A 19,283-nucleotide genomic window follows, 5' to 3' on the forward strand; every position below is an offset into this window, starting at 1 on the left:
CGGTGCGCGGCTGTGCTTGCGACCCCAAGCCTCCCACGAAAGACCGGCCCCGCGGGGGTTGTCCACAGGCCCCGTCGCGGACTTTCGCGCGCGGCGCGGCACCGGTTCGGGCACGCCGCTCAGCGCAGGCCGCTGGCCTCCTCCTCGCGCTCCCGCCGCAGCACGGCCACCTCCGCGCGCAGCGCCCGCAGCTCGGCCAGGATCACGGCCTGCCCCCCGTCGGGGCCGCCGTCGTCGGGGCCCCCGCCCGTCCGGCCCGCGGAGCCGCCGCCCCCGACAGCGCCGCCGTTCTCCTCGTCGTCCTTCTCCAGGGCCTCCACGGCCACGGCGATGAACAAGTTGAGCGCCACCAGCGTGGACACCAGCACGAAGACCACGAAGAACACCCACGCCATCGGCTTGTGCTCCATCACGTCCTTGGCGATGGTGCCCCAGCCGTCCGCGGTGGCGATCTGGAACAGGGTGAACAGCGACGAGGGCAGGTCGGCGAAGTACTGCGGCGAGACGTCGGCGAAGAGTTCGGTGGCCATGACCGCCGACACGTACAGCAGCAGCATCACCAGGAACAGGATGGACATCATGCCGGGCAGGGCCCGGAACAGGCCGGTGACGACGTGGCGCAGCGTCGGGATGACCGACAGCAGGCGCAGCACCCGCAGCACGCGCAGGACCCGCAGCACCGAGAAGGGGCCGGAGGCGGGCAGCAGCGCGATGCCGACGATCACCAGGTCGAACCAGCTCCAGGGGTCGCGGAAGAACTCCCGCCGGTGGGCGTACATCCGCATCCCCAGTTCCAGGACGAACAGGGCGAGGATGGTCAGGTCGACGGCACGGAGGAGGCGGCCGTAGGAGTCCGTCACCCGGGGTGAGGTCTCCGCGCCGAGGATGACGGCGTTGACGAGGATGAGGGTGATGACGCAGGCCTGGAACCAGGGGGCGTCGACGATGACTCGAACGCGCTCGCGCACGACAGAGGGGGCTCCGTTCACATATCGGACAGCGCGGCAGAAGCCTACCGTGCGTCACCTCGCCCGGTTTCACACCCGCCTCTCCCCCCGCCTCAGCCCCTGGCGTCCTCCGGCCGGAGCGGGCATGATCGGAGTGAGGAACCGAGCGTGAGGGGGACGCCGGTGACAGAGTCAACCGAGGGCTTCGACGAGTTCGACACGGGGGCCCGGGACCCCGGCTACGACGACGACGTGGACGCGGACACGGACGTGGGAGCCGCGGACCAGGACTCCGCGGTGGCCGACTTCCTGCGGTACTTCCCGGAGGGCCACCGGATCGAGGAGATCGAGGACCACGACGTCCTGGGCATCGACGCGGAGCTGGGCCAGGAGATCCCCGAACAGGCGCCCGAGACCGCCGGGGAGCGCCCGCCGACCGCCCGGCGCGAGGACCTGGCGCGGCTGCTGCGGGCCGAGGAGTTCGCCGACAGGATCCGCGACCGCGGCAGGTGACCCGGCCGGGCCGAGGAGCGGTGGCGCGGCGACGCCGCGAAAAGGCGGCGCGGTGAAACGGCGGCGCGGTGCGCTCAGTCGGCCAGTTCCGCGCTGAGCCAGCGCTCCACGCGCAGGACGTGCACGGTCGCGGCGGCCCGGGCGGCGTCGGGGTCGCGTGCCATCAGGGCCTCGTGGATGCGCAGGTGGTCCTCGCGCAGCTTGGCGGTGAGCCCGGCCTCCCGGTGCCCCGCCCACACGCGGGCGTGGAAGGTGCGCGAGGACAGGCCGTCGTTGACCGCGGCCAGGGTGGCGTTGCCGGTGCTGGCCACGATGGCCTGGTGGAAGCCCAGGTCGGCGGCGACGGTGTCGGCGCGGAGGGCGTCGTCCCCGCCCCCGATCCGCTCCAGCAGGGCGCCGATGCGGTCGAGGTCCTCGGCGCTGGCGCGCGCGGCGGCCAGGGCGGTGGCGGCGGGTTCGAGCATGCGCCGCACCTGGAGGACCTCCAGGAGGGTGTGCCCCTGGGAGACCTCGGCCAGGACGGAGAAGGTCTCCAGCAGGTCGGCGGGGCGCAGCGCGGTGACGTAGACGCCCGCGCCGTGGCGGGACTCCAGGACGCCGAGCGTGGTCAGGGAGCGGATGGCCTCGCGCATGGAGCTGCGGGACACCCCGAGCTGCGCGGACAGGTCGCGTTCGGTGGGCAGGCGCTCCCCCGGTCCGACCTGCCCGTCGGCGATCATCGCCTTGATCCGGTCGGCGGCGCGCCGGGTGACGGTGGTGCGCCCGGCGTCGGGTTCGCTCACGGGAAATCCCTCCAGTCCGTCCGGTGGTCCGGGTCGTCCGTCCGACGGCCCGACGGAGCCGGGGTCGGGGTCAAGATCGGGGCCGGGTGCTCGCGTGACCCACGCCACCGCCCTCTCCAAGAGATCATACCAATTCTCCACCGCCTCGCCCGGCATCACCCTTTTCGCCCTTCTTCTTGCCCACATGCTTATCGGCGTGCGAAAGTGGTCCGACCACCCCAGGCTCGTGGCGAGCAGTTCCGCCATGGCAGCGCACCGCGTGGTCCGTCCCGGCGGATCCGCACGCGCGCGCCGGTCAGCGGGGCACGAAGGAGGCACATGCGGATCGCGCTGTTCATCACCTGCGTCAACGACACACTGTTCCCCGACACCGGGCGGGCGGTCGTGCGCCTCCTGGAGCGCCTGGGGCACGAGGTGGTCTTCCCCGAGGGCCAGACCTGCTGCGGGCAGATGCACTACAACACCGGCTACCGGCGTTCGGCGAGCCGTCTGGCCGTGCGCTTCGTACGCACCTTCGAGGGCGCCGACGCCGTCGTGGTCCCCTCCGCCTCCTGCGCGGCCATGGTCCGCGACAACTACCCGCGGCTGGGCGCGAGCGGAAGCCGCCTGTCGCGCAAGGTGGCCGACCTCGCCCCGCGCGTGTACGACCTCACCGAGTTCCTGGTGGACGTACTCGGCGTGACGGACGTGGGCGCCTACTACCCGCACAAGGTGGCCTACCACCCCACATGCCACGGGCTGCGCATGCTCGGCCTGGGCGACCGCCCCTACCGGCTGCTGCGCGCCGTGCGCGGCCTGGAGCTGGTGGAACTGCCCGGGGCCACCGAGTGCTGCGGCTTCGGCGGCACCTTCGCGGTCAAGAACGGCGACGTGTCCTCGGCCATGGGCGCGGACAAGGCCCGCCACGCCGTGGAGACCGGTGCCGAGGTGCTGTGCGCGGTGGACAACTCCTGCCTGATGCACATCGGCGGCACCCTGTCCCGGCAGCGGTCGGGGATGAGGGTGGCGCACCTGGCCGAGATCCTGGCCAGCACCGAGAAGGAGGGCGCATCCCGATGAGCGCGACGTTCCTGGGCATCCCGCCCTTTCCCGAGGCCGCCGCGGGCGCGGTCAACGACGCCCGGCTGCGGCACAACCTGCGCAAGGCCACGCACACCATCCGCGACAAGCGCGCCTCCGTCGTGGACGAGCTGCACGAGGACTGGCAGCGCCTGCGGGCGGAGGGCGCCGCGGTCAAGGAGCACACCCTGCGCCACCTGGACCACTACCTGGAACAGCTGGAGGAGTCCGTCCACCGGGCGGGCGGACGGGTGCACTGGGCCTCCGACGCGGCCGAGGCCAACGAGATCGTCACCCGGCTGGTCCGGGACACCGGCGAGACCGACGTGGTCAAGGTCAAGTCGATGGCCACCCAGGAGATCGAACTCAACGACGCCCTCGCCGCCGCCGGGATCACCGCCTACGAGACCGACCTGGCCGAGCTGATCGTGCAGCTGGGCGAGGACCTGCCCTCGCACATCCTGGTGCCCGCCATCCACCTGGGCCGCGCCCAGATCCGCGAGATCTTCCTGGAGCAGATGGCCGAGTGGGGCGTGCCCGCGCCCCGGGGCCTGACCGACGACCCCCGGGCGCTGGCCGAGGCGGCCCGCGTGCACCTGCGCGAACGCTTCCTGCGCACCCGCACCGCGATCTCGGGGGCCAACTTCGCGGTGGCCGACAGCGGCACGCTCGTGGTGCTGGAGTCGGAGGGCAACGGGCGCATGTGCCTGACCCTGCCCCAGACGCTGATCTCCGTGGTCGGCATCGAGAAGATCGTGCCGACCTGGTCGGACCTGGAGGTGTTCCTCCAGCTGCTGCCCCGTTCCTCCACCGGCGAGCGGATGAACCCCTACACCTCCACCTGGACCGGGGTGACGCCGGGCGACGGCCCCCAGGAGTTCCACCTGGTGCTGCTGGACAACGGCCGCACCGACGTGCTGGCCGACACCGTGGGCCGCCAGGCGCTGCGCTGCATCCGCTGCTCGGCGTGCCTGAACACCTGCCCGGTCTACGAGCGCGCCGGCGGGCACTCCTACGGCTCGGTCTACCCGGGCCCGATCGGCGCGATCCTCACCCCCCAGCTGCGGGGGATGTCCTCGCCGGTGGACGAGGCGCTGCCCTACGCGTCCTCGCTGTGCGGGGCCTGCTACGAGGTGTGCCCGGTGGCCATCGACATCCCCGAGGTGCTGGTGCACCTGCGCGAGGAGGTCGTGGAGCGCTCCGGGCACGCCGGGGAGAAGGCGCTCATGGCGGGCGCCGAGGCGGTGCTGTCCTCCCCGCGGACGCTGGGCGCGGTCCAGCGGGCGGCGGGGCTGGGGCGCCGCGCGGTCCCGCGCCACCTGCCGGGCCCGGCGGGGGCCTGGACCGACACCAGGGACGTGCCCGACGTCCCGGCCGAGTCCTTCCGCCAGTGGTGGGGCAGGCGCGAGGGGGAGGGCCGATGAGCAGCCGCGAGCGGATCCTGGCCAGGGTCAGGAGGGCGCTGGCCGACGTGCCCGCCGACGAGTCGCCGGTGCGGGAGGCGGGGCGCGGCTACGCCGACAGCCACGGCGCGGGCCCCTCGCTGGAGGTGTTGGAGGACCGGCTGCTGGACTACCGCGCGCTGGTGCGCCGGGTGGGCGCCGACCGCGTGGCCGCCGAGGTGGCCGCCGCGCTGGAGCGCCGGGGTGCGCGGCGGGTGGTCGTCCCCGCGGACGCGCCGCCGGAGTGGTTCGCGCACGCCTCCGCCGAGCGGCTGCCCGACTCGCGTGAGGAACCGCTGGCGGTCGCCGACCTCACCGGCGTGGACGGCGTGGTCACCGGCTGCGCGGTGGCCGTCGCCGAGACCGGCACGATCGTCCTGGACGGCGGGCCGGGCCAGGGGCGCCGGGCCGTCACCCTGGTGCCGGACTACCACCTGTGCGTGGTGCGCGCCGAGCAGGTGGTGGACGGGGTGCCGCAGGCGGTCCGGCTCCTGGACCCGTCGCGCCCGCTCACCTGGATCAGCGGTCCCTCGGCGACCAGCGACATCGAGCTGAACCGGGTGGAGGGGGTGCACGGTCCGCGCACGCTGGAGGTGCTGCTGGTGGACCCAGCCCTCTGAACCCGCCGGGGGCGGGGCGCGGGGGGACCGCCCTCCCCCCGCCCCGGTGGGAACCGGCCCGTGGGCGGTGGCGTGTCCTCTCTTCCCGAACCCGCTGGTGGGGCGCCGCGAGGTAGGGCTGCCCCCACCCCCCTCCTCCGGGGCACACCCGGGGGAAGGGGGTGGAGGCCCCGATGGCGCCGCCCGGGCCGCCTTCCTAGCGTGGGCGGTGACCACGACGGCACCGAACGACGGGACACCATGCCCCCCACACCAGGCCCCTCACCCTCCACCTCCGTCCGCGCGCTCCGGTCCGGTACCGCGCTCGCCACGGCCGCCGCGCTGGCGCTGCCGCTCTCCCTGGCCGCGTCCGGAACGGCCGCGGCCGACACCGGGCCTTCCGGCGCCGCCTCCGCCGACACCCTCCGAGCCGCCCTGCCCGAACCCACCGGGGACCACCCGGTGGGCAGGACGACCCTGCACCTGGTGGACGGGGAGCGCGAGGACGTGTGGGCGGGCGGGCCCCGCCAGCTGATGGTCACCCTGTGGTACCCGGCGCGGGCGGACGCGGGCCGACCCGCGCCGTACATGACCGGGGCCGAGTCCGCGGCCATGATCGCGGGGCTGGGGCTGGACCTGCCCGCCGACCTCATGCACAGCGGGGTGCGCACCTCCTCCCGCCTGGACGTGCCGCCCGCGCGCACCCGCGACGGGTTCCCCCTGGTGGTCCTGTCCCCCGGCGCGGGGCACAACCGGATCGAGCTGTCCTCGCTGGCCGAGGAGCTGGCCAGCCACGGCTTCGTGGTGGCCGGGGTGGACCACGCCCACGAGGCCGCGCCCGTGGAGTTCCCCGACGGGCTGATCACCGAGTGCACCGGGTGCCAGAGCGGCGAGTGGGCCCTGGGCGCGACCAACCGGGCCGAGGACGTCTCCTTCCTCCTGGACCGGCTCACCGGCCCCGACCCCGCGTGGCGGTGGTCGCGGGTCATCGACGCCTCCCGGGTCGGGATGGCCGGGCACTCCTGGGGCGGCACGGCCACCGCCGAGACGCTCCGGACCGAGGAGCGGGTGGACGCCGGGATCAACCTGGACGGCCCCTACTACCCGCCCGCGGTGGAGGAGGGGCTGGACAAGCCGCTGGCGCTGATCGAGAACGGCCAGGGCAACTCCTGGGACGGCGTCGAGCAGATGTGGCCGCGCCTGGAGGGGTGGCGGCAGTGGATCCGCGTGGAGGGCTCGGGGCACTCCAACAGCATCGACCGGGGCGTGCTGGTGGAGCAGCTCGGCCTGACCGGGCTCTTCACGCCCGAGCAGTGGCGGAACCTGTACGGCGACGTCGGCGTCGAGCGCGGCCTGGAGCTGGTGCGCACCTACAGCCTGGCGTTCTTCGACCACCACCTGCGCGGCGGGGACCAGCCCCTGCTGGAGGACCCCGGGGCCTTCCACCCCGAACTGGTCGTGGTCGACCCCGACGAGGGGTAGCCGACGCGGGACGGGCCGCCGGTGCCGCCGCGACCGGTCGCGGCGGTGCGCGCGTGCCCGAACGCCCGCAGTCGCCCGCGCGGCCGGTCAGTCCCGCGACCGCCAGGCCGCCAGCAACCGCTCCAGGGCGTCGGGGTCGGCGCGTTCCGTCGCGAACGGCGCCTGGTAGCGGGCCCCGGCGCCGCGCGCGACCCCGCGGGACCGCGGGGCGGGAGCGGGCGCGGGCCGCTCCTCCCGTGCCCGCTCGCCGTCCTCCCCCGCCAGGGGCGCCTGGTAGCGCGCCCCGCGCGGGGCGGGCCCGCGCTTCCTGCGCAGGCGCCGCGTCACCGGGGCCGGGGCGCGCTCGCGCACCGGCTCGTCGGGCTGAACGCGCTCCCCGGTGGGGGTGAACCGCACCGGCAGCTCCTCCAGACCGTGCACGGCCACGGACGCGCGCCAGCGCAGCTCCTCGGGCTCGACGGCCAGGACCATGCCGCGCAGCCGGTCCACGGCGGTGTCGATGGCGGTGCGCGCCAGCTCGCGGGTGAGGCCGGTGGCGGGGCAGCGGTGCGCGCCCGCGCCCCAGGACAGGTGGGAGCGGTCGCCCGCCCGGGCCATCGCGTCGTCGCCGCGGGCCACCGACGGGTCGGTGTGCGCGGAGGCCAGGCCCAGCAGCAGCGGCTCGCCCCTGCGGACGCGGGCCCCGGAGAAGCGCAGGTCGGCGACCGGGTAGCGCCCGGCGAGCACGCGGATCGGGGAGTCGGTCCACATCACGTAGTCGATGAAGTCCTCGGGGGTGAGGGTGCCGCCCAGGTAGGCGGTCCACACGCCCGGGTCCTCCAGCAGCCGGAGCAGGGCGTTGCCGATCAGGTGGGTGGTGGGCTCGTGCCCGGACTCCCACAGCAGCGTCAGCGCCCCCGCCGCCTCGTCGTCGGTGAGCCCGGCGGGGTGGGCGAGCAGCCAGCTGGCCATGTCCTGTCCGGGGTCGGCGCGCTTGCGCGCGACCAGGCCCGCGAAGTAGGAGCGGACCGCGGCGGCGGCGGGACCGGCCCGGTCGGGTTCGCCGCTCCACAGCCGCGGGGCCAGGTCGGCCAGCAGGCGGCCGTAGGCGTCGGGCAGTCCGAAGAGTTCGTTGAGGACCAGGGCGGGCAGCGGGGCGGCGAACCCGCCGATGAGGTCGGCGGCGCCGTCGGCCGCGACCCGGCCGAGCAGGTGCACGGCGGCGCGTTCGACGACGGGGACCAGACGGGGCGTGTCCACTCCGGCCAGGGTGTCGACGAGGGCCGCGCGCAGCCGCCGGTGCTCCTCGCCGTCGCGGGCCAGGGCGGCGCCGCGGGCGGGCGCGGCGTCCTCGGCGCCCCACGGGCGCGGGTCGGCGGAGAAGAGGGTGTGGTCGCGCAGCGCCTGGAGGTTCTCCCGGTAGCCGAGCAGGAGCCATCCCGGCACGCCCGGACCCACCTCGACCGGGACCAGGCCGCCGTGGCGGTCGCGCAGCGCGTCCCAGGGCGTGTCGGCGCCGGTGTCCCCGTGCGGGGGGAGGGCGACCGGGCAGCGGGCGCCGCCGGACCCGGCTGACGGGGGGTCGTCGCGGCCGTCGGTCCCGGTTCCCTGGCGCATGGAGACTCCTCAGTGGCTGCGGATGCGAGGCGACGGTACGCGCCCCGTGTTTCCGCCGTGCTTCGGACAGGAAAGCTCCGCCTTTCCGGACGGGGCACCCGGTGCCACGGAGGGCCAAGGCGGGATTACCCGTCACGGCGCCCAGAGGAGCAGGTGTCGGCGCACCGGTGACGTTCACGCCCCTTCCTCCCCCGGCCGGGACGCCCCGCTCCGGCACCGGCGGCGGCGCACTCCCCTACGCCGGGGAGTGTCCCCCGCCACCGTCCCGCGGGGTTCGCGCCCGCCCGCCGCGGACCCGCCGGTCGGTAGGATGGCCTGCTGGTCGCACACCAGCGCCGAACGGAGGACCACGTGGGCAAGAAGGGCCGCGGGCGACAGCGCGGCGGGGACCGCCGCACGGCCGGGCAGGGCGCCCAGCCCTGGGCCGGTCCCGCGCCCGGGGACTCCCCCGAGCAGGTCGTCTCGGAGGCGGTCGACGCGCTGGTGCTCGGCCGGGAGGGCGGCGGCGTGGACCTGGCCGCCGCGCGGCTGGCCGACGCCGAGGACCCGGCGCGGGCCGGGGCGGCGGACCGCGCCGTCCGCGACGCCCTCCTGGCGGGGGTGGCCTCGGCGTGGGCGCGCGGGTGGCAGCCCGCCGAGACGGTCCGCCAGGCGGGCCGCGTACTGGACCCGGTGGCGGCGGCGGTGTGCGCCGACGCGGTGACGGCCGACCTCGACCGCCACTCCCCCGACACGGTGGACCCGCGCTGGACCGCGCAGGTGCGCGAACTGGGCGCCGCTCCGGCCTGGGGCGGCGGGGACTACCTGGCGCACGTGGGCGCCGAGCACGGGCTGCTGCGCTTCGAGGCGGTGGAGACGGCGCTGCGGCTGCTGGCCGCGCTGCGCGTGCTGCCGCCGCTGCACCGGCTGTGCCCGCCGCCGGGGGCGTTCCGTCCGCGGCCCGAGGGCTCCGCGCGGACCCCGGAGGCGGTGGACCAGGGCAAGCTGGCCCGCGTGCGCGCGCTGCTGGCCAAGGCCGAGTCCACGGAGTTCCCCAGCGAGGCGGAGGCGCTGAGCGCCCGCGCGCAGGAGCTGATGGCCCGGCACAGCATCGACCGCGCCCTGCTGGCCGAGGAACCCGGGCGGGCGTCGGAGGCCGCCTCGGGGCGGCGGCTTCCGGTGGACGCGCCCTACGACGAGCACAAGGCGGTGCTGCTGCACGAGGTCGCCGAGGCCAACCACTGCCGGGCCGTGTGGGACCGGGAACTGGGGCTGTGCACGGTGATGGGCTTCCCGGGCGACGTGGAGGCGGTGGACCTGATGTTCACGTCGCTGCTGGTGCAGGCCGAGACGGCGATGCGGGCCAGCGGTTCGGTGCGCGACCGGTCCGGCAGGGCGGCGGGCAGGGCCTTTCGCGCCTCGTTCATGTCCGCGTTCTCGGTGCGGGTGGGCGAGCGGCTGGTGGAGTCGGCGCGCTCCGCCGAGGAGGCCGCCGCGGCCGAGACCGGGACGGACCTGGTTCCGGTGTTCGCCGCGCGCGAGCGCGAGGTGGAGGCGGCCGTGGCCGAGGCCTTCGGCGAGCTGACCTACTCGCGGGTGCGCGGGCCCGCCAGCGAGGACGGCTGGTACGAGGGCCTGGCGGCGGCCGACGCCGCGTCCCTGGGCGCGCACCGCCGCGTCGCGGACAGCTGAGCCCGCCGCGGCACCGCCGGGGGGCCGGCGCCCTCGGGCGGACCGGGCGGCGGAGCGGCCGAGGCGGCCGGTGGGACGGTGCGACCGGCACGGGAGGACCGGCCCCTCAGCACGGCCGGCGCGGCGAAAACCGGTGGCCGCCCGACCGGACGAACCGGTACAACCGTGGCCATGCGCAAGTACCCGCGGACCCGGCACATCCGGGGCTCCCGTCTCCAGACGGGCGACCACGACCTGGCGGCCGTGCCCTTCTCCGCGCTGGCCGGACGCCACGTGGTGGTGGAGGAGAAGCTGGACGGCGCCAACGCCGGGATCAGTTTCGGCCCCGGCGGGGAGCTGCGCCTCCAGAGCCGGGGCCACTACCTCACCGGCGGCCCCCGCGAGCGGCACTTCGCCCCGTTCAAGGCCTGGGCGGCGACGGTGGCTCCGCTGCTGCGTCCGCGCCTGGGCGAGCGGTACGTGCTGTACGGGGAGTGGCTGTACGCCAAGCACACCGTGTTCTACGACGCGCTGCCGCACCTGTTCTGCGAGTTCGACGTCCTCGACACCCGCGAGGACGTGTTCCTGTCCACGCCGCGCCGCCGGGAGCTGCTGGAGGGCGCCCCGGTGGTGTCGGTGCCCGTGCTGCGCACCGGTCCGCTGGAGCGGTTGGCGGACCTGACCCGCCTGGTGGGCCCCTCCACCTGCCGCACCCCCGGCTGGCGCGGGGCCCTGGCCGAGGCGGCGGGGGCGGCGGGCGCCGACCCCGGCCGCGCCCTGGCCGAGAGCGACGGCTCCGACCTCATGGAGGGGCTCTACGTCAAGGTCGAGGAGGGCGACCGCACGGTGGACCGGTACAAGTGGGTGCGCCCGGGGTTCACCTCCGCCGTCCTGGACTCGGGGACGCACTGGCTGGACCGGCCGCTGATCGCGAACGGGCTGGCCGATCCGGAGGTGCTCTATGCGGGTGTTCGCTGAGCTGTGCCCGGCGCCGCCGCGCTGGGGCCTGGACTGGGCGCGGGTGCGCGAGGCCCTCCCCTGGGTGCGCGGCCTGGCCGGGGTGGAACAGGATCCGGTGCACCACGCAGAGGGGGACGTGGAGACGCACACCCGCATGGCGTGCGAGGCGCTGTCCGAGCTGCCCGCGTGGCGGTCCCGCCCCGCCGCGGAGCGGGAGCGGTTGTTCGCCGCCGTGCTGCTGCACGACGTCGCCAAACCGCTGTGCACCCGCCGGGAGGAGGACGGCAGGGTGACCGCGCACGGCCACTCGCGGCGCGGGGACCTCCTGGCGCGCCGGCTGCTGTGGGAGGCCGCGGCCGAACCCGGGGCGGCCGCCTCGCCGCTGGAGGCGGTGCGCTGGCGCGAGCACGTGGCGGCCCTGGTGCGCCACCACCAGGTGCCGTTCTGGGCGCTGGAGCGCCCGGACCTGCGCCGCATCGCGTTCCGGGTGAGCCTGGTGGCGCGCAACGACGACCTGGTGCTCCTGGCCACCGCCGACATCCTGGGCCGCCGCTGCGGCGACACCGCGGAGGTCCTGGAGAACATCGGGCTGTACGGCGAGTACTGCCGGGAACTGCGGTGCCTGGACCGGCCGAGGGGGTTCCCCTCCGACCACGCCCGGTTCTGGTTCTTCCGCAAGCCCGACCGCGACCCGGACTACGCCGCCCACGACGACACCCGGATGACGGTGACCGTCATGTCGGGGCTGCCGGGTTCGGGCAAGGACACCTGGATCGCGCGCGAGCGGCCGGGAGTGCCGGTGGTGAGCCTGGACGCGCTGCGCGCCGAGCTGGGCGTGCGCCCGACCGCCGACCAGCGGCCGGTGGCCGCGGCCGCGCACGCGCGCGCCCGCGAGCACCTGCGCGCGGGGCGGTCGTTCGTGTGGAACGCCACCAACGTCTCGCGCTCGCTGCGCGACCAGTGCGTGGATCTGGCGGCCGCCTACCGGGCGCGCGTGGAGATCGTCTCGGTCGAGGCCCCGCCCCGGGTGCTGCGGGCCCGCCTGGACCGCAGGCGGGCGCCGGTCCCGGCCGCCGCCGTGGAGCGCCTGGTACGGCGCTGGGAGTGCCCGGACCCGACCGAGGCGCACCGGCTCCTGCGGTGGACCAGCGCCTGAGGCGCCGCCGGACCAGGGGGCCGGGGACCGGTCGGGGTCTCCTCCGTCCCCGGACCGCCTGCGCCGGTCCGGGGAGGGGGACGGCCCCACGGGCGCGAGCGGCCCCGGACCGGTGCTTCGGCGCGCGGAGGCGGCCTCCTCCCCCGCTTCGGACAGCCCCCGCCGGGGGCGAGGGGTGATTTCGGCGTTCTTCCGCGCGGGCCCGCGCCCCGCGGTTAGCCTGATCCCGTTTCAGTGGCTCACGGCACTTCGGGTGGTATGTCAATGACTGAGCGCATCTACTCCGCCGTGCACGCGTGCCTGGACTGGGCCGAGACCATCGAGCCCCGGCCCGCCCTGAACACCGACAGCCTGCTCTTCCTGCTGGCCGCCCACCTGGACGCCGGCGCCCCCGATCCCGGGGACTGGTCCACCGCCGACGTCCACGGCATCGCCCGTACCGTCCGCGACTGGGACCGGGTGCCCGACAGCCTCAGGGACACCTGGCTGACCTGGTGCGACTTCCTGGTCGACCAGGACCGGTTACTGTCCGCGGAGAGCCCGCGCCGCCTGCGCGCCGCCATCGCCGCGGTCGACCTGGCGCCCGGCGCTCCGCCGCCGCCCGAGGACCGGACCGACAGTGCCGCCCTACCGCTCCTGGACCGGCTCGGGGTCGGCTCGGACGGCGAGCCCGAGGCGCTGCCGACGGTCGTCCCGGCGGATCCGGCCGACCTGGACGCGGCGGCGCGCCGGTGCCGCCCCCTGTCCGACGCCGCGCGGCTGACGGCGTGGACGGGCGAGGGAAGGCCCCTGTGCGCCGAGGGGGACGACGCCCTCACCCCGGACGACACCGCCGGGGCCGCCGCCGACCTGGGGGTCGCGCCCGCGCGGGTGGCCGCGCTGTTCGCCGTGGCCAGGGACGCGGGTCTGCTGCGCACCACCTACACCCGGGTGCTGCCGGGCCGGGCGGCGCGGGCCTGGCGGGACGGTGTGCCGGGGGCGGCCGCCGACGCCTGGGCCGACGCCCTGCTGGCCATGACCGACCTGCGCGGGGTCACGGCGTTCCTGCTGCTCACCGACCTGTTCGTGCACGGGGACGCGCGCACGCCCGCGCAGCTGGTGGCCGTGTACGGGCCCGGGATCGCCCTGCGCGGGGAGGACCCGGTCGGACACGTGCGCCGGGTGCTGGGGACGCTGGAGGGCCTGGGCGCGGTCCGCCGGGTCGGCGGCGGCCGGTTCCGCGTCACGGGTCTCGGCGACCACTTCATGGTGCGCCAGCTGCGCCAGTCCGGGGCCGACATCGCGCTGGCCCGGCCCCTGTCCGGGATGGACGCCGAGGAGGTGCTCGCCCTGGCGGAGCGGGGCCGTCCGGTGGACACCGAGCGCCTGCTGGAGCGGTGGGTGGCCGCCCGCGACACCGAGAGCGCGGTGTGCGGCCTGTTGGAGGCCTGCGACGCCCCCGGTTCCTGGCGCCTGCGCGAGCGGGTGGCCCGGGTGCTCGCCTCGCTGGAGGAGGACCTGGCCCCGGTGCTGGATCTGTACGTGCACCACCCCGTCCTGGGCGGGTGGGCCCGGCGGCTGCGCGGCGGAGCCGCGGGGACGCCCACGTCGCACCAGGAGGTCTGGGCGGTGCTGGACGACTACGCGATCCTGCTGGAGGGCGGCGGGCTCCTGCCCGGCCGGGACCGGGACAGGTACGCCGGATGCGCGGAGCGGTTCGTCCGCACCGTGTGGCTGACGGGCCACCCGGCCTCGGACACGGTGCTGGACCTGCTGGCGGAAGGGGCGCTGGGCGCGCCCCTGGCCGAGGCCGCGCGGCGGCTGCGCCCCGCCCCGGTCACCCCCTGAGCGGTGTCCCCTCCCCCGCCCCGGACCGGGGCGGGAGGACGGGCGTGCGCGGGCTCAGGCCTTGACGACCAGTTCGTGGACGAGCGCCTCGACGCCGGGCAGCGGGGCGCAGTCGCGCTCGGGCACCCGCTCGAAACCGCGGGCGCGGTAGACGTACTGGGTCGAGACCATCTCGGGCAGGGTGGCCACCAGCAGCCGGGAGACCCCCTCCTCACGGGCGCGGTCGACGAGCGCGTTGACCAGGTCGCGCCCCACGCCGCGCCCCCGCGCCTCGGGAGCGACGGCGAAGGCGCGGATCTCGGCCTCGTCGGCGTTGCGGGCGATCTCGCTCTCCGGAGACCAGGGCTCGAACACGGCCGTCCCCAGGAGCCGGTTCTCGTCGGCGGCGACCAGGATCTCGCCGCGGCCGTCCGTGCCCAGGAGCCGGAGCGTCTCGACGTAGGCCGGGTTCACGTCCATGAGGCCGTCGGCCGTGTAGGCCGTCAGGCGCAGCTCACTGACGGCGTTCATCTCATCAGGAAGTACTCGACGCACGATCATGGACGTCATTCAACATGATGGGAGGGCTCCCCGCCGTTGATCGCCGCACCACCCGGAGCGTCGAAAACATCACCGTGAGTGACTCTTTACGGAGGTTTATCCCCCGCTCCGGACACGCCGGACCCCCCGGGCGGAGTTGTCCACAGGCCTCCGGCGGCGCGGCCGCGATCGTGCCACCCTTCTGGTGAGGGAGGCGCCCATGTCCGACCACACCAGCGGGGAACCCGTTCCGGCACCGACCGTCCGCCTCTTCAGCGGCTCCGCGGCGCTGGCCTCGGGGGGATGCCCGGCGCACCGCCGGTTCAGCGCCGACCCCTCCCTCGGCGCGGACCCGCCGCCGCGCGACACTCCCGGGGCGGTTCTGGACGCCGTCCTGGACCTGGTCGAGCACGCGGGCATGGCGCCGGAGGAGGCCTGCGCACGCCTGTCCGCGCCGAAGGGGCCGGGCCGCGCCCTCCCGGGCGGGCGCCCCGCGCCGCCGCACCCGGGGCTGTTGGTCTGGGTCCGGCACGCCGCGCGGTGCTACCTGGAGGCCCTGGCCGGGGACGGCGGGAGCGACGGCCCGCACCGCGCGCCGGTGTTCGACTTCTGGGTCCGCCAGTACCTGCCCGTGCCCGGCTCCCCCAACTCCCGGCCCTACGAGCTGTGCGCCCGGGGCCGCAGGTACGCCTACGCGCAGGGGTCGGAACGGGTACGGGAGCTGCGCGTCCCGGTCATGGGCGCGGCCGGTGAGCGGGCCCGCCCGCGGGCGGAGGTGGCGGTGGCCGCGTACGTGCTCGCCACCGGGACCCCGGTGGACCGCGACGCCTGCGCGGCGCGGCCCGGGCGGTACCGGGGCGGCGCCCCCTACCCGATGCGCGCGCACCGCGGCGGCGACGACGCCCGGCCGCCGGACCGGGTGCGCGTGGTGGAGACCTCCTGTCTGGACTCCTCCACCGCCGTCCTCTACGACGGTTCGGCCGCCGAGGCCGGGGAGGCCTTCGCCTCGGCGGGCCGCGAGGGGCTGCGCTCGGCCCTGGTGGGCGGGGCCCGCTCCCCCGGCCGGGACTGCCCGGCCTGTGCGGGGCGCCCCGGCTGCGGTCGGCTGCCGCGCGCGCCGGGGCTGCTCGGCACGGGCGGCGGGCCGTGGCCCCGGCGCTCCTGGTCGGTCTCCCTGGGGCTGCGCCACCGGGGCTGTCCCGCCCGGGCGCACTTCCAAGCCCTGGGCCTGCCCGGGGACCCCGGCGCCGAACCGGCAACGCTGCGGCGCGACCGCGCCGTGCGCGCCTGGCTGGAGCGGCTGCACCGGCGCCTGCCCCGGAGGCCCTGCACGGCAGGGGACCTGCCCGGGGACCGCTCGTCCTGGTCCGCCGGGAGGTGGCGGTTGGAGGGCGGGCAGGCGCGCCTGGGGGCCGCCATGATCGCCGCGCACGTCGGGGTCTGCCCGCTGCGCGGGCTGGCCTCGGGCAGCCACGTGCGGGTGGGCCACAGGCTGGCCGCCGACGACACGCGGGCCGACGTCCTGGTTCTGGCCAGGGCCGAGGTGCTCCACCACCGGGGCCGGTCCTGGATCCACCGCTCCGTCACCACCGCCGACGAAGCGCCAGCCCCTGCGGGGGACGGGCCCGCTCCGGCGGAGGCCCGGCCTTCCCCGGGCGGGAACGCGCTTCCCGGAGAGGAGGGCGCGCTCTCCCCGGGCGACCACGCGCCCCTCCCGGGCGAAGGTACGTCCTCCCCGGGCGGTGGCGCGCTGCTCGGACACGGGGGCGCGGGCCCCGCGAGCGGCGCCGGACCCTTCCCGGGCGGGAACGCTCTCCTGGAGGCCGGGAACAGGCCTGCTCCGGAAGGGGCTCCGCCGCCTCGGGGAGAGGGCACGTCTCCACCGGACGAGAACGCCCCTCGCTGGAACGGGGGCGCTGCTCCCGCCCTCGCCGGAGGCTCGCTCTTCGGGGACGAGGAGGCGCTGCTGGCGGCGGAGCCCCGGCTCGCCCTGGCGGTGGGGCTCTTCGCCTGCGGCGCCCTGCCCGCGGGCCCGGAATCGGCCGTGGAACTGGAGGTCCTCAGTCCCCGGGGCGCGTCCGTACGGTCGCTGGATCCGGGGTCGGCACGGGTCCGGGCCCTGGCCCGGCGGGTGGTGCACGGACTCGCCGGACCCTGGCACGGCGACACCTCCCACCCGCCCGCCCCGGGCGAGGCCTGCCTGGACTGCCCCTACCGGCGCTGGTGCCCGGCGACCGGTGTTCCCGACGCCCTCCACACCCCGGGCGCACGGGCCCGGAACCCGCGAGGCGGTGCCGCTCCCGGACCCGTGCGCGACCCTCCGCCGGGTCAGGCCGCCGGTTCGCCCTCCTCGGCGAAGCGGTAGGCGCTGGCCTGGAGGTCCCACAGCTCACGGTAGAGCCCGTCGGCGGCCAGCAGTTCGGCGTGGCCGCCCTGTTCCACCACCCGGCCCCGGTCGAGCACGACGATGTGGTCGGCCATGCGCACCGACGCCAGCCGGTGGGTGATGAGGACGACGGCGGCGCCGGTGCGTCCGGCGTGGGCGTGCAGGGAGGAGAAGAAGGCGTGCTCGGCGCGCGCGTCCAGTGCGGCGGTGGGCTCGTCGGCGATGAGCAGTGGCGTGCGCTCACCGTCGTCGCCCCGGTAGAAGCCCCGGGCGGCGGCCAGGCGCTGCCACTGACCTCCCGAGGGTTCGGCGCCGTCCACGAAGCGCTTGTCCAGGAGGGTCTCCCACCCCCGGCCGAGTTCGGCGACCACCGCGTCGGCCCGGGAGGCGCGCGCGGCGCGTTCCAACCGCTCGGGGTCGGCACCGGGGCTGCCCATGACCACGTTGCGGCGCGCCGTCAGCGGCCAGTGGGTGTGGTCCTGGGCGATGACCGCGATCCGCTCGCGCAGGCTGGTGCCGTCCACCGAGGCCAGGTCGGTGCCGTCCCAGCGCACCCGCCCGGCGCTGGGCAGGTACAGGCCCGACAGCAGTTTGGACAGCGTGGTCTTGCCCGACCCGTTCTCCCCGACCAGGGCGACGGTCCGGCCGCGCCGCAGGGTCAGGCTGACGTCGTCCAGGGCCGGGCGCTCCCCGTCCTGCCCCGGATAGGAGAAGGTGACGTGCTCGACGCGGATCTCGTCGAAGCCCTCCGGCGCCGGGTCCAGTCCCGCCCGGGGCAGCCGCCGCCGGGCCTCCTCGTCGAAGGCGACGAAGTCGGAGAAGTACAGGCCCGACTCGTAGACCAAGGTGAGGGAGGACAACGCGTTGCCCAGGGCGCCCTGCGCGACCCGGATGGCGACCACGGCGGCACCGGCCACGGCGATCTCCACGACCCCGTCGACCAGCAGCAGCGCCAGGGCCCCGAAGACCGCGCCGGTCACCAGCCCGCCCGCGGTGTCCCCGGCCAGCCGGATGAGGGACTGGCGGGTGGCCAGGCCCAGCTGGATGTCCAGTTCCCGGCCGCCGACCCGGTCGAACTCGGCGAGCAGCCTGCCCTCCATGGTGAAGGAGCGGACCTCGGCCGCGCTGCGGCGGTCGGTCATGAGATTCTCCAGCAGGATCTTGCGGCGGCGCCCCTCGGTGAAGGCCATGAGCATCCTGTAGCGCATGCGCGCCGCGGCGGCCGAGCCCCACCACTGGGGGACCACGGCCAGGGCCAGCAGCGGCAGCAGGACCGGGTGCAGCACGCCGAGCACCCCCGCGGCGGCGGCCAGGCCCACCGCCCCGGTGAGCACGTCGGCGGTGTGCCGGACCAGCGCCCCCGCCTCGTCGCTGCCGCGCACGTAGCACCGGTACAGGTGGTCGTGGAACCCGCTGTCGTCGAAGGCCCGCAGCTCGACCGCGGTGCAGTGGCGCAGCAGCTGCTTCTCCGCGGTGAGCACGACCTGGGGTTCCAGGCGTGCCTGGGCGCGTCCGGCGGCGGCCGAGCAGACCCCGCGCAGGACCAGCGCCGCACCCAGCAGCGCCAGGGAGGGCAGGGCGGCCAGGACGCGGTCGGGGGTGGGCACGGCGGCGAAGAGCGCGCCGAGCACGTCGGTGGTGGCCACCAGCGCCCAGGCCGTGGCGGCGCCGACGCCCGCGTTGAGCGCGGCGGTCGCGACGACGTCGCGCGGGCTGCTGCGCCAGGCCAGAGCGAAGGCCTGGCGGACCAGCGCGGGCATGCGGCGCCCGATCACGCCCCAGGTGGCCCGGGACGCCTGGTCGCCGAAGTGCCACCACCTGGGCGTGGTGAGTTCGGGCAGGGACAGTCCCTCCCCGACGTCGTCGGTGTTGCTGTCGGTGTCGGTGGGAAGTGTTGTGCCGTGCATCCTCGGCGTCCTCCGGTGGTGTCGTGGACCTCGGAACCCGTGCGCGGACACACGAGGGGAAGCGACGCCAGGTGATGGCATCGGTCCTCTCGGTGACCGCTGCTCGGATGGTGCCGATCATGACCCCGGCGCACGACAGCCGAAAGCGGCTTCCCCCGTTGCGGTCGGACCGGATACCGGCGCCCTCCCCACGGGACGCCCGACGGGGCCCGTGGGCCGGGGCGGCCGCGCACGGCACCGGATTCGAAAACCTGTCGGATAGCTGCCACCCGGATCGGCCCGGGATACGGACCGCCCCGAAGCGGGCCGGGACGCCACCGTTCACTCACCGGCACCGGCCCGAATCCCCGGAGGGGGACGTGGACGCGGGACCGCGGCCGGCAGAACCCGGGGTCTTCGCACTCCCGATGCACTCGCCCGATGCCGGGAGGACCGGTGCGGCGGTCCCGTCCGGAGCG

At 76.1% G+C, this 19,283-nt stretch carries 15 protein-coding genes; 10 read left to right on the forward strand and 5 right to left on the reverse strand.

Features of this window, described 5'->3' with window-relative positions:
• Positions 1 to 119: 119 nt before the first annotated feature.
• Positions 120 to 968 (reverse strand): ion transporter, encoded by an 849-nt coding sequence (locus tag EV372_RS27885; protein ID WP_130398511.1) that lies wholly within the window; start codon positions 966 to 968, stop codon positions 120 to 122.
• Between the two features lie 162 nt (positions 969 to 1,130).
• Between EV372_RS27885 and EV372_RS27890 the strand changes: the two genes are divergently transcribed.
• Positions 1,131 to 1,460: a hypothetical protein gene (locus EV372_RS27890; RefSeq protein WP_130398512.1), complete on the forward strand. Its 330-nt coding sequence runs from the start codon at positions 1,131 to 1,133 to the stop codon at positions 1,458 to 1,460.
• A gap of 74 nt (positions 1,461 to 1,534) precedes the next feature.
• Here EV372_RS27890 and EV372_RS27895 read toward each other — a convergent pair whose 3' ends face one another.
• Positions 1,535 to 2,242 (reverse strand): FCD domain-containing protein, encoded by a 708-nt coding sequence (locus tag EV372_RS27895; RefSeq protein WP_130398513.1) that lies wholly within the window; start codon positions 2,240 to 2,242, stop codon positions 1,535 to 1,537.
• A gap of 318 nt (positions 2,243 to 2,560) precedes the next feature.
• Between EV372_RS27895 and EV372_RS27900 the strand changes: the two genes are divergently transcribed.
• The 4 genes from EV372_RS27900 (at position 2,561) to EV372_RS27915 (ending at position 6,824) form a co-directional block, all read left to right on the forward strand.
• Positions 2,561 to 3,301 (forward strand): (Fe-S)-binding protein, encoded by a 741-nt coding sequence (locus EV372_RS27900; RefSeq protein ID WP_130398514.1) that lies wholly within the window; start codon positions 2,561 to 2,563, stop codon positions 3,299 to 3,301.
• Positions 3,298 to 4,725: a lactate utilization protein B gene (locus tag EV372_RS27905; protein ID WP_130398515.1), complete on the forward strand. Its 1,428-nt coding sequence runs from the start codon at positions 3,298 to 3,300 to the stop codon at positions 4,723 to 4,725. The genes EV372_RS27900 and EV372_RS27905 overlap by 4 nt, the downstream gene beginning before the upstream one ends.
• A complete protein-coding gene (locus EV372_RS27910) occupies positions 4,722 to 5,363 on the forward strand; it encodes an LUD domain-containing protein (RefSeq protein ID WP_130398516.1) in 642 nt (213 codons plus the stop codon). The genes EV372_RS27905 and EV372_RS27910 overlap by 4 nt, the downstream gene beginning before the upstream one ends.
• 240 nt (positions 5,364 to 5,603) lie before the next feature.
• Positions 5,604 to 6,824: an alpha/beta hydrolase family protein gene (locus tag EV372_RS27915; RefSeq protein ID WP_253793854.1), complete on the forward strand. Its 1,221-nt coding sequence runs from the start codon at positions 5,604 to 5,606 to the stop codon at positions 6,822 to 6,824.
• Positions 6,825 to 6,911: 87 nt separating this feature from the next.
• Here EV372_RS27915 and EV372_RS27920 read toward each other — a convergent pair whose 3' ends face one another.
• Positions 6,912 to 8,420 carry a cytochrome P450 family protein gene (locus EV372_RS27920; RefSeq protein WP_130398518.1) on the reverse strand — a complete coding sequence of 503 codons (1,509 nt, stop codon included), beginning with the start codon at positions 8,418 to 8,420 and terminating at the stop codon, positions 6,912 to 6,914.
• 351 nt (positions 8,421 to 8,771) lie between these two features.
• Here EV372_RS27920 and EV372_RS27925 point away from each other — a divergent pair, with 351 nt between their 5' ends.
• The 4 genes from EV372_RS27925 to EV372_RS27940 all read left to right on the forward strand — a co-directional run bounded on the left by EV372_RS27925 (position 8,772) and on the right by EV372_RS27940 (position 14,013).
• On the forward strand, positions 8,772 to 10,091 hold the full coding sequence (locus EV372_RS27925; RefSeq protein WP_130398519.1) for a DUF2786 domain-containing protein: 1,320 nt from the start codon (positions 8,772 to 8,774) through the stop codon (positions 10,089 to 10,091).
• Positions 10,092 to 10,262: 171 nt separating this feature from the next.
• The gene (locus tag EV372_RS27930) at positions 10,263 to 11,048 is read left to right on the forward strand and encodes an RNA ligase family protein (RefSeq protein WP_130398520.1); all 786 of its coding nucleotides are present in this window, start codon (positions 10,263 to 10,265) and stop codon (positions 11,046 to 11,048) included.
• Positions 11,032 to 12,186 carry an AAA family ATPase gene (locus EV372_RS27935; RefSeq protein ID WP_130398521.1) on the forward strand — a complete coding sequence of 385 codons (1,155 nt, stop codon included), beginning with the start codon at positions 11,032 to 11,034 and terminating at the stop codon, positions 12,184 to 12,186. The genes EV372_RS27930 and EV372_RS27935 overlap by 17 nt, the downstream gene beginning before the upstream one ends.
• A gap of 264 nt (positions 12,187 to 12,450) precedes the next feature.
• A complete protein-coding gene (locus EV372_RS27940) occupies positions 12,451 to 14,013 on the forward strand; it encodes a hypothetical protein (protein ID WP_130398522.1) in 1,563 nt (520 codons plus the stop codon).
• 54 nt (positions 14,014 to 14,067) lie between these two features.
• Here EV372_RS27940 and EV372_RS27945 read toward each other — a convergent pair whose 3' ends face one another.
• Positions 14,068 to 14,523, reverse strand: coding sequence for a GNAT family N-acetyltransferase (locus EV372_RS27945; protein ID WP_486484140.1), 456 nt, complete (start codon positions 14,521 to 14,523; stop codon positions 14,068 to 14,070).
• 229 nt (positions 14,524 to 14,752) lie between these two features.
• Here EV372_RS27945 and EV372_RS27950 point away from each other — a divergent pair, with 229 nt between their 5' ends.
• Positions 14,753 to 16,897, forward strand: coding sequence for a hypothetical protein (locus EV372_RS27950; RefSeq protein WP_130398524.1), 2,145 nt, complete (start codon positions 14,753 to 14,755; stop codon positions 16,895 to 16,897).
• Here the strand turns inward: EV372_RS27950 and EV372_RS27955 are convergent.
• Positions 16,861 to 18,825, reverse strand: coding sequence for an ABC transporter ATP-binding protein (locus tag EV372_RS27955; protein ID WP_130398525.1), 1,965 nt, complete (start codon positions 18,823 to 18,825; stop codon positions 16,861 to 16,863). The two genes, EV372_RS27950 and EV372_RS27955, sit on opposite strands and share 37 nt — an antisense overlap.
• Positions 18,826 to 19,283 lie beyond the last annotated feature (458 nt).

This window comes from Nocardiopsis sp. CNZ308, from assembly GCF_004217075.1.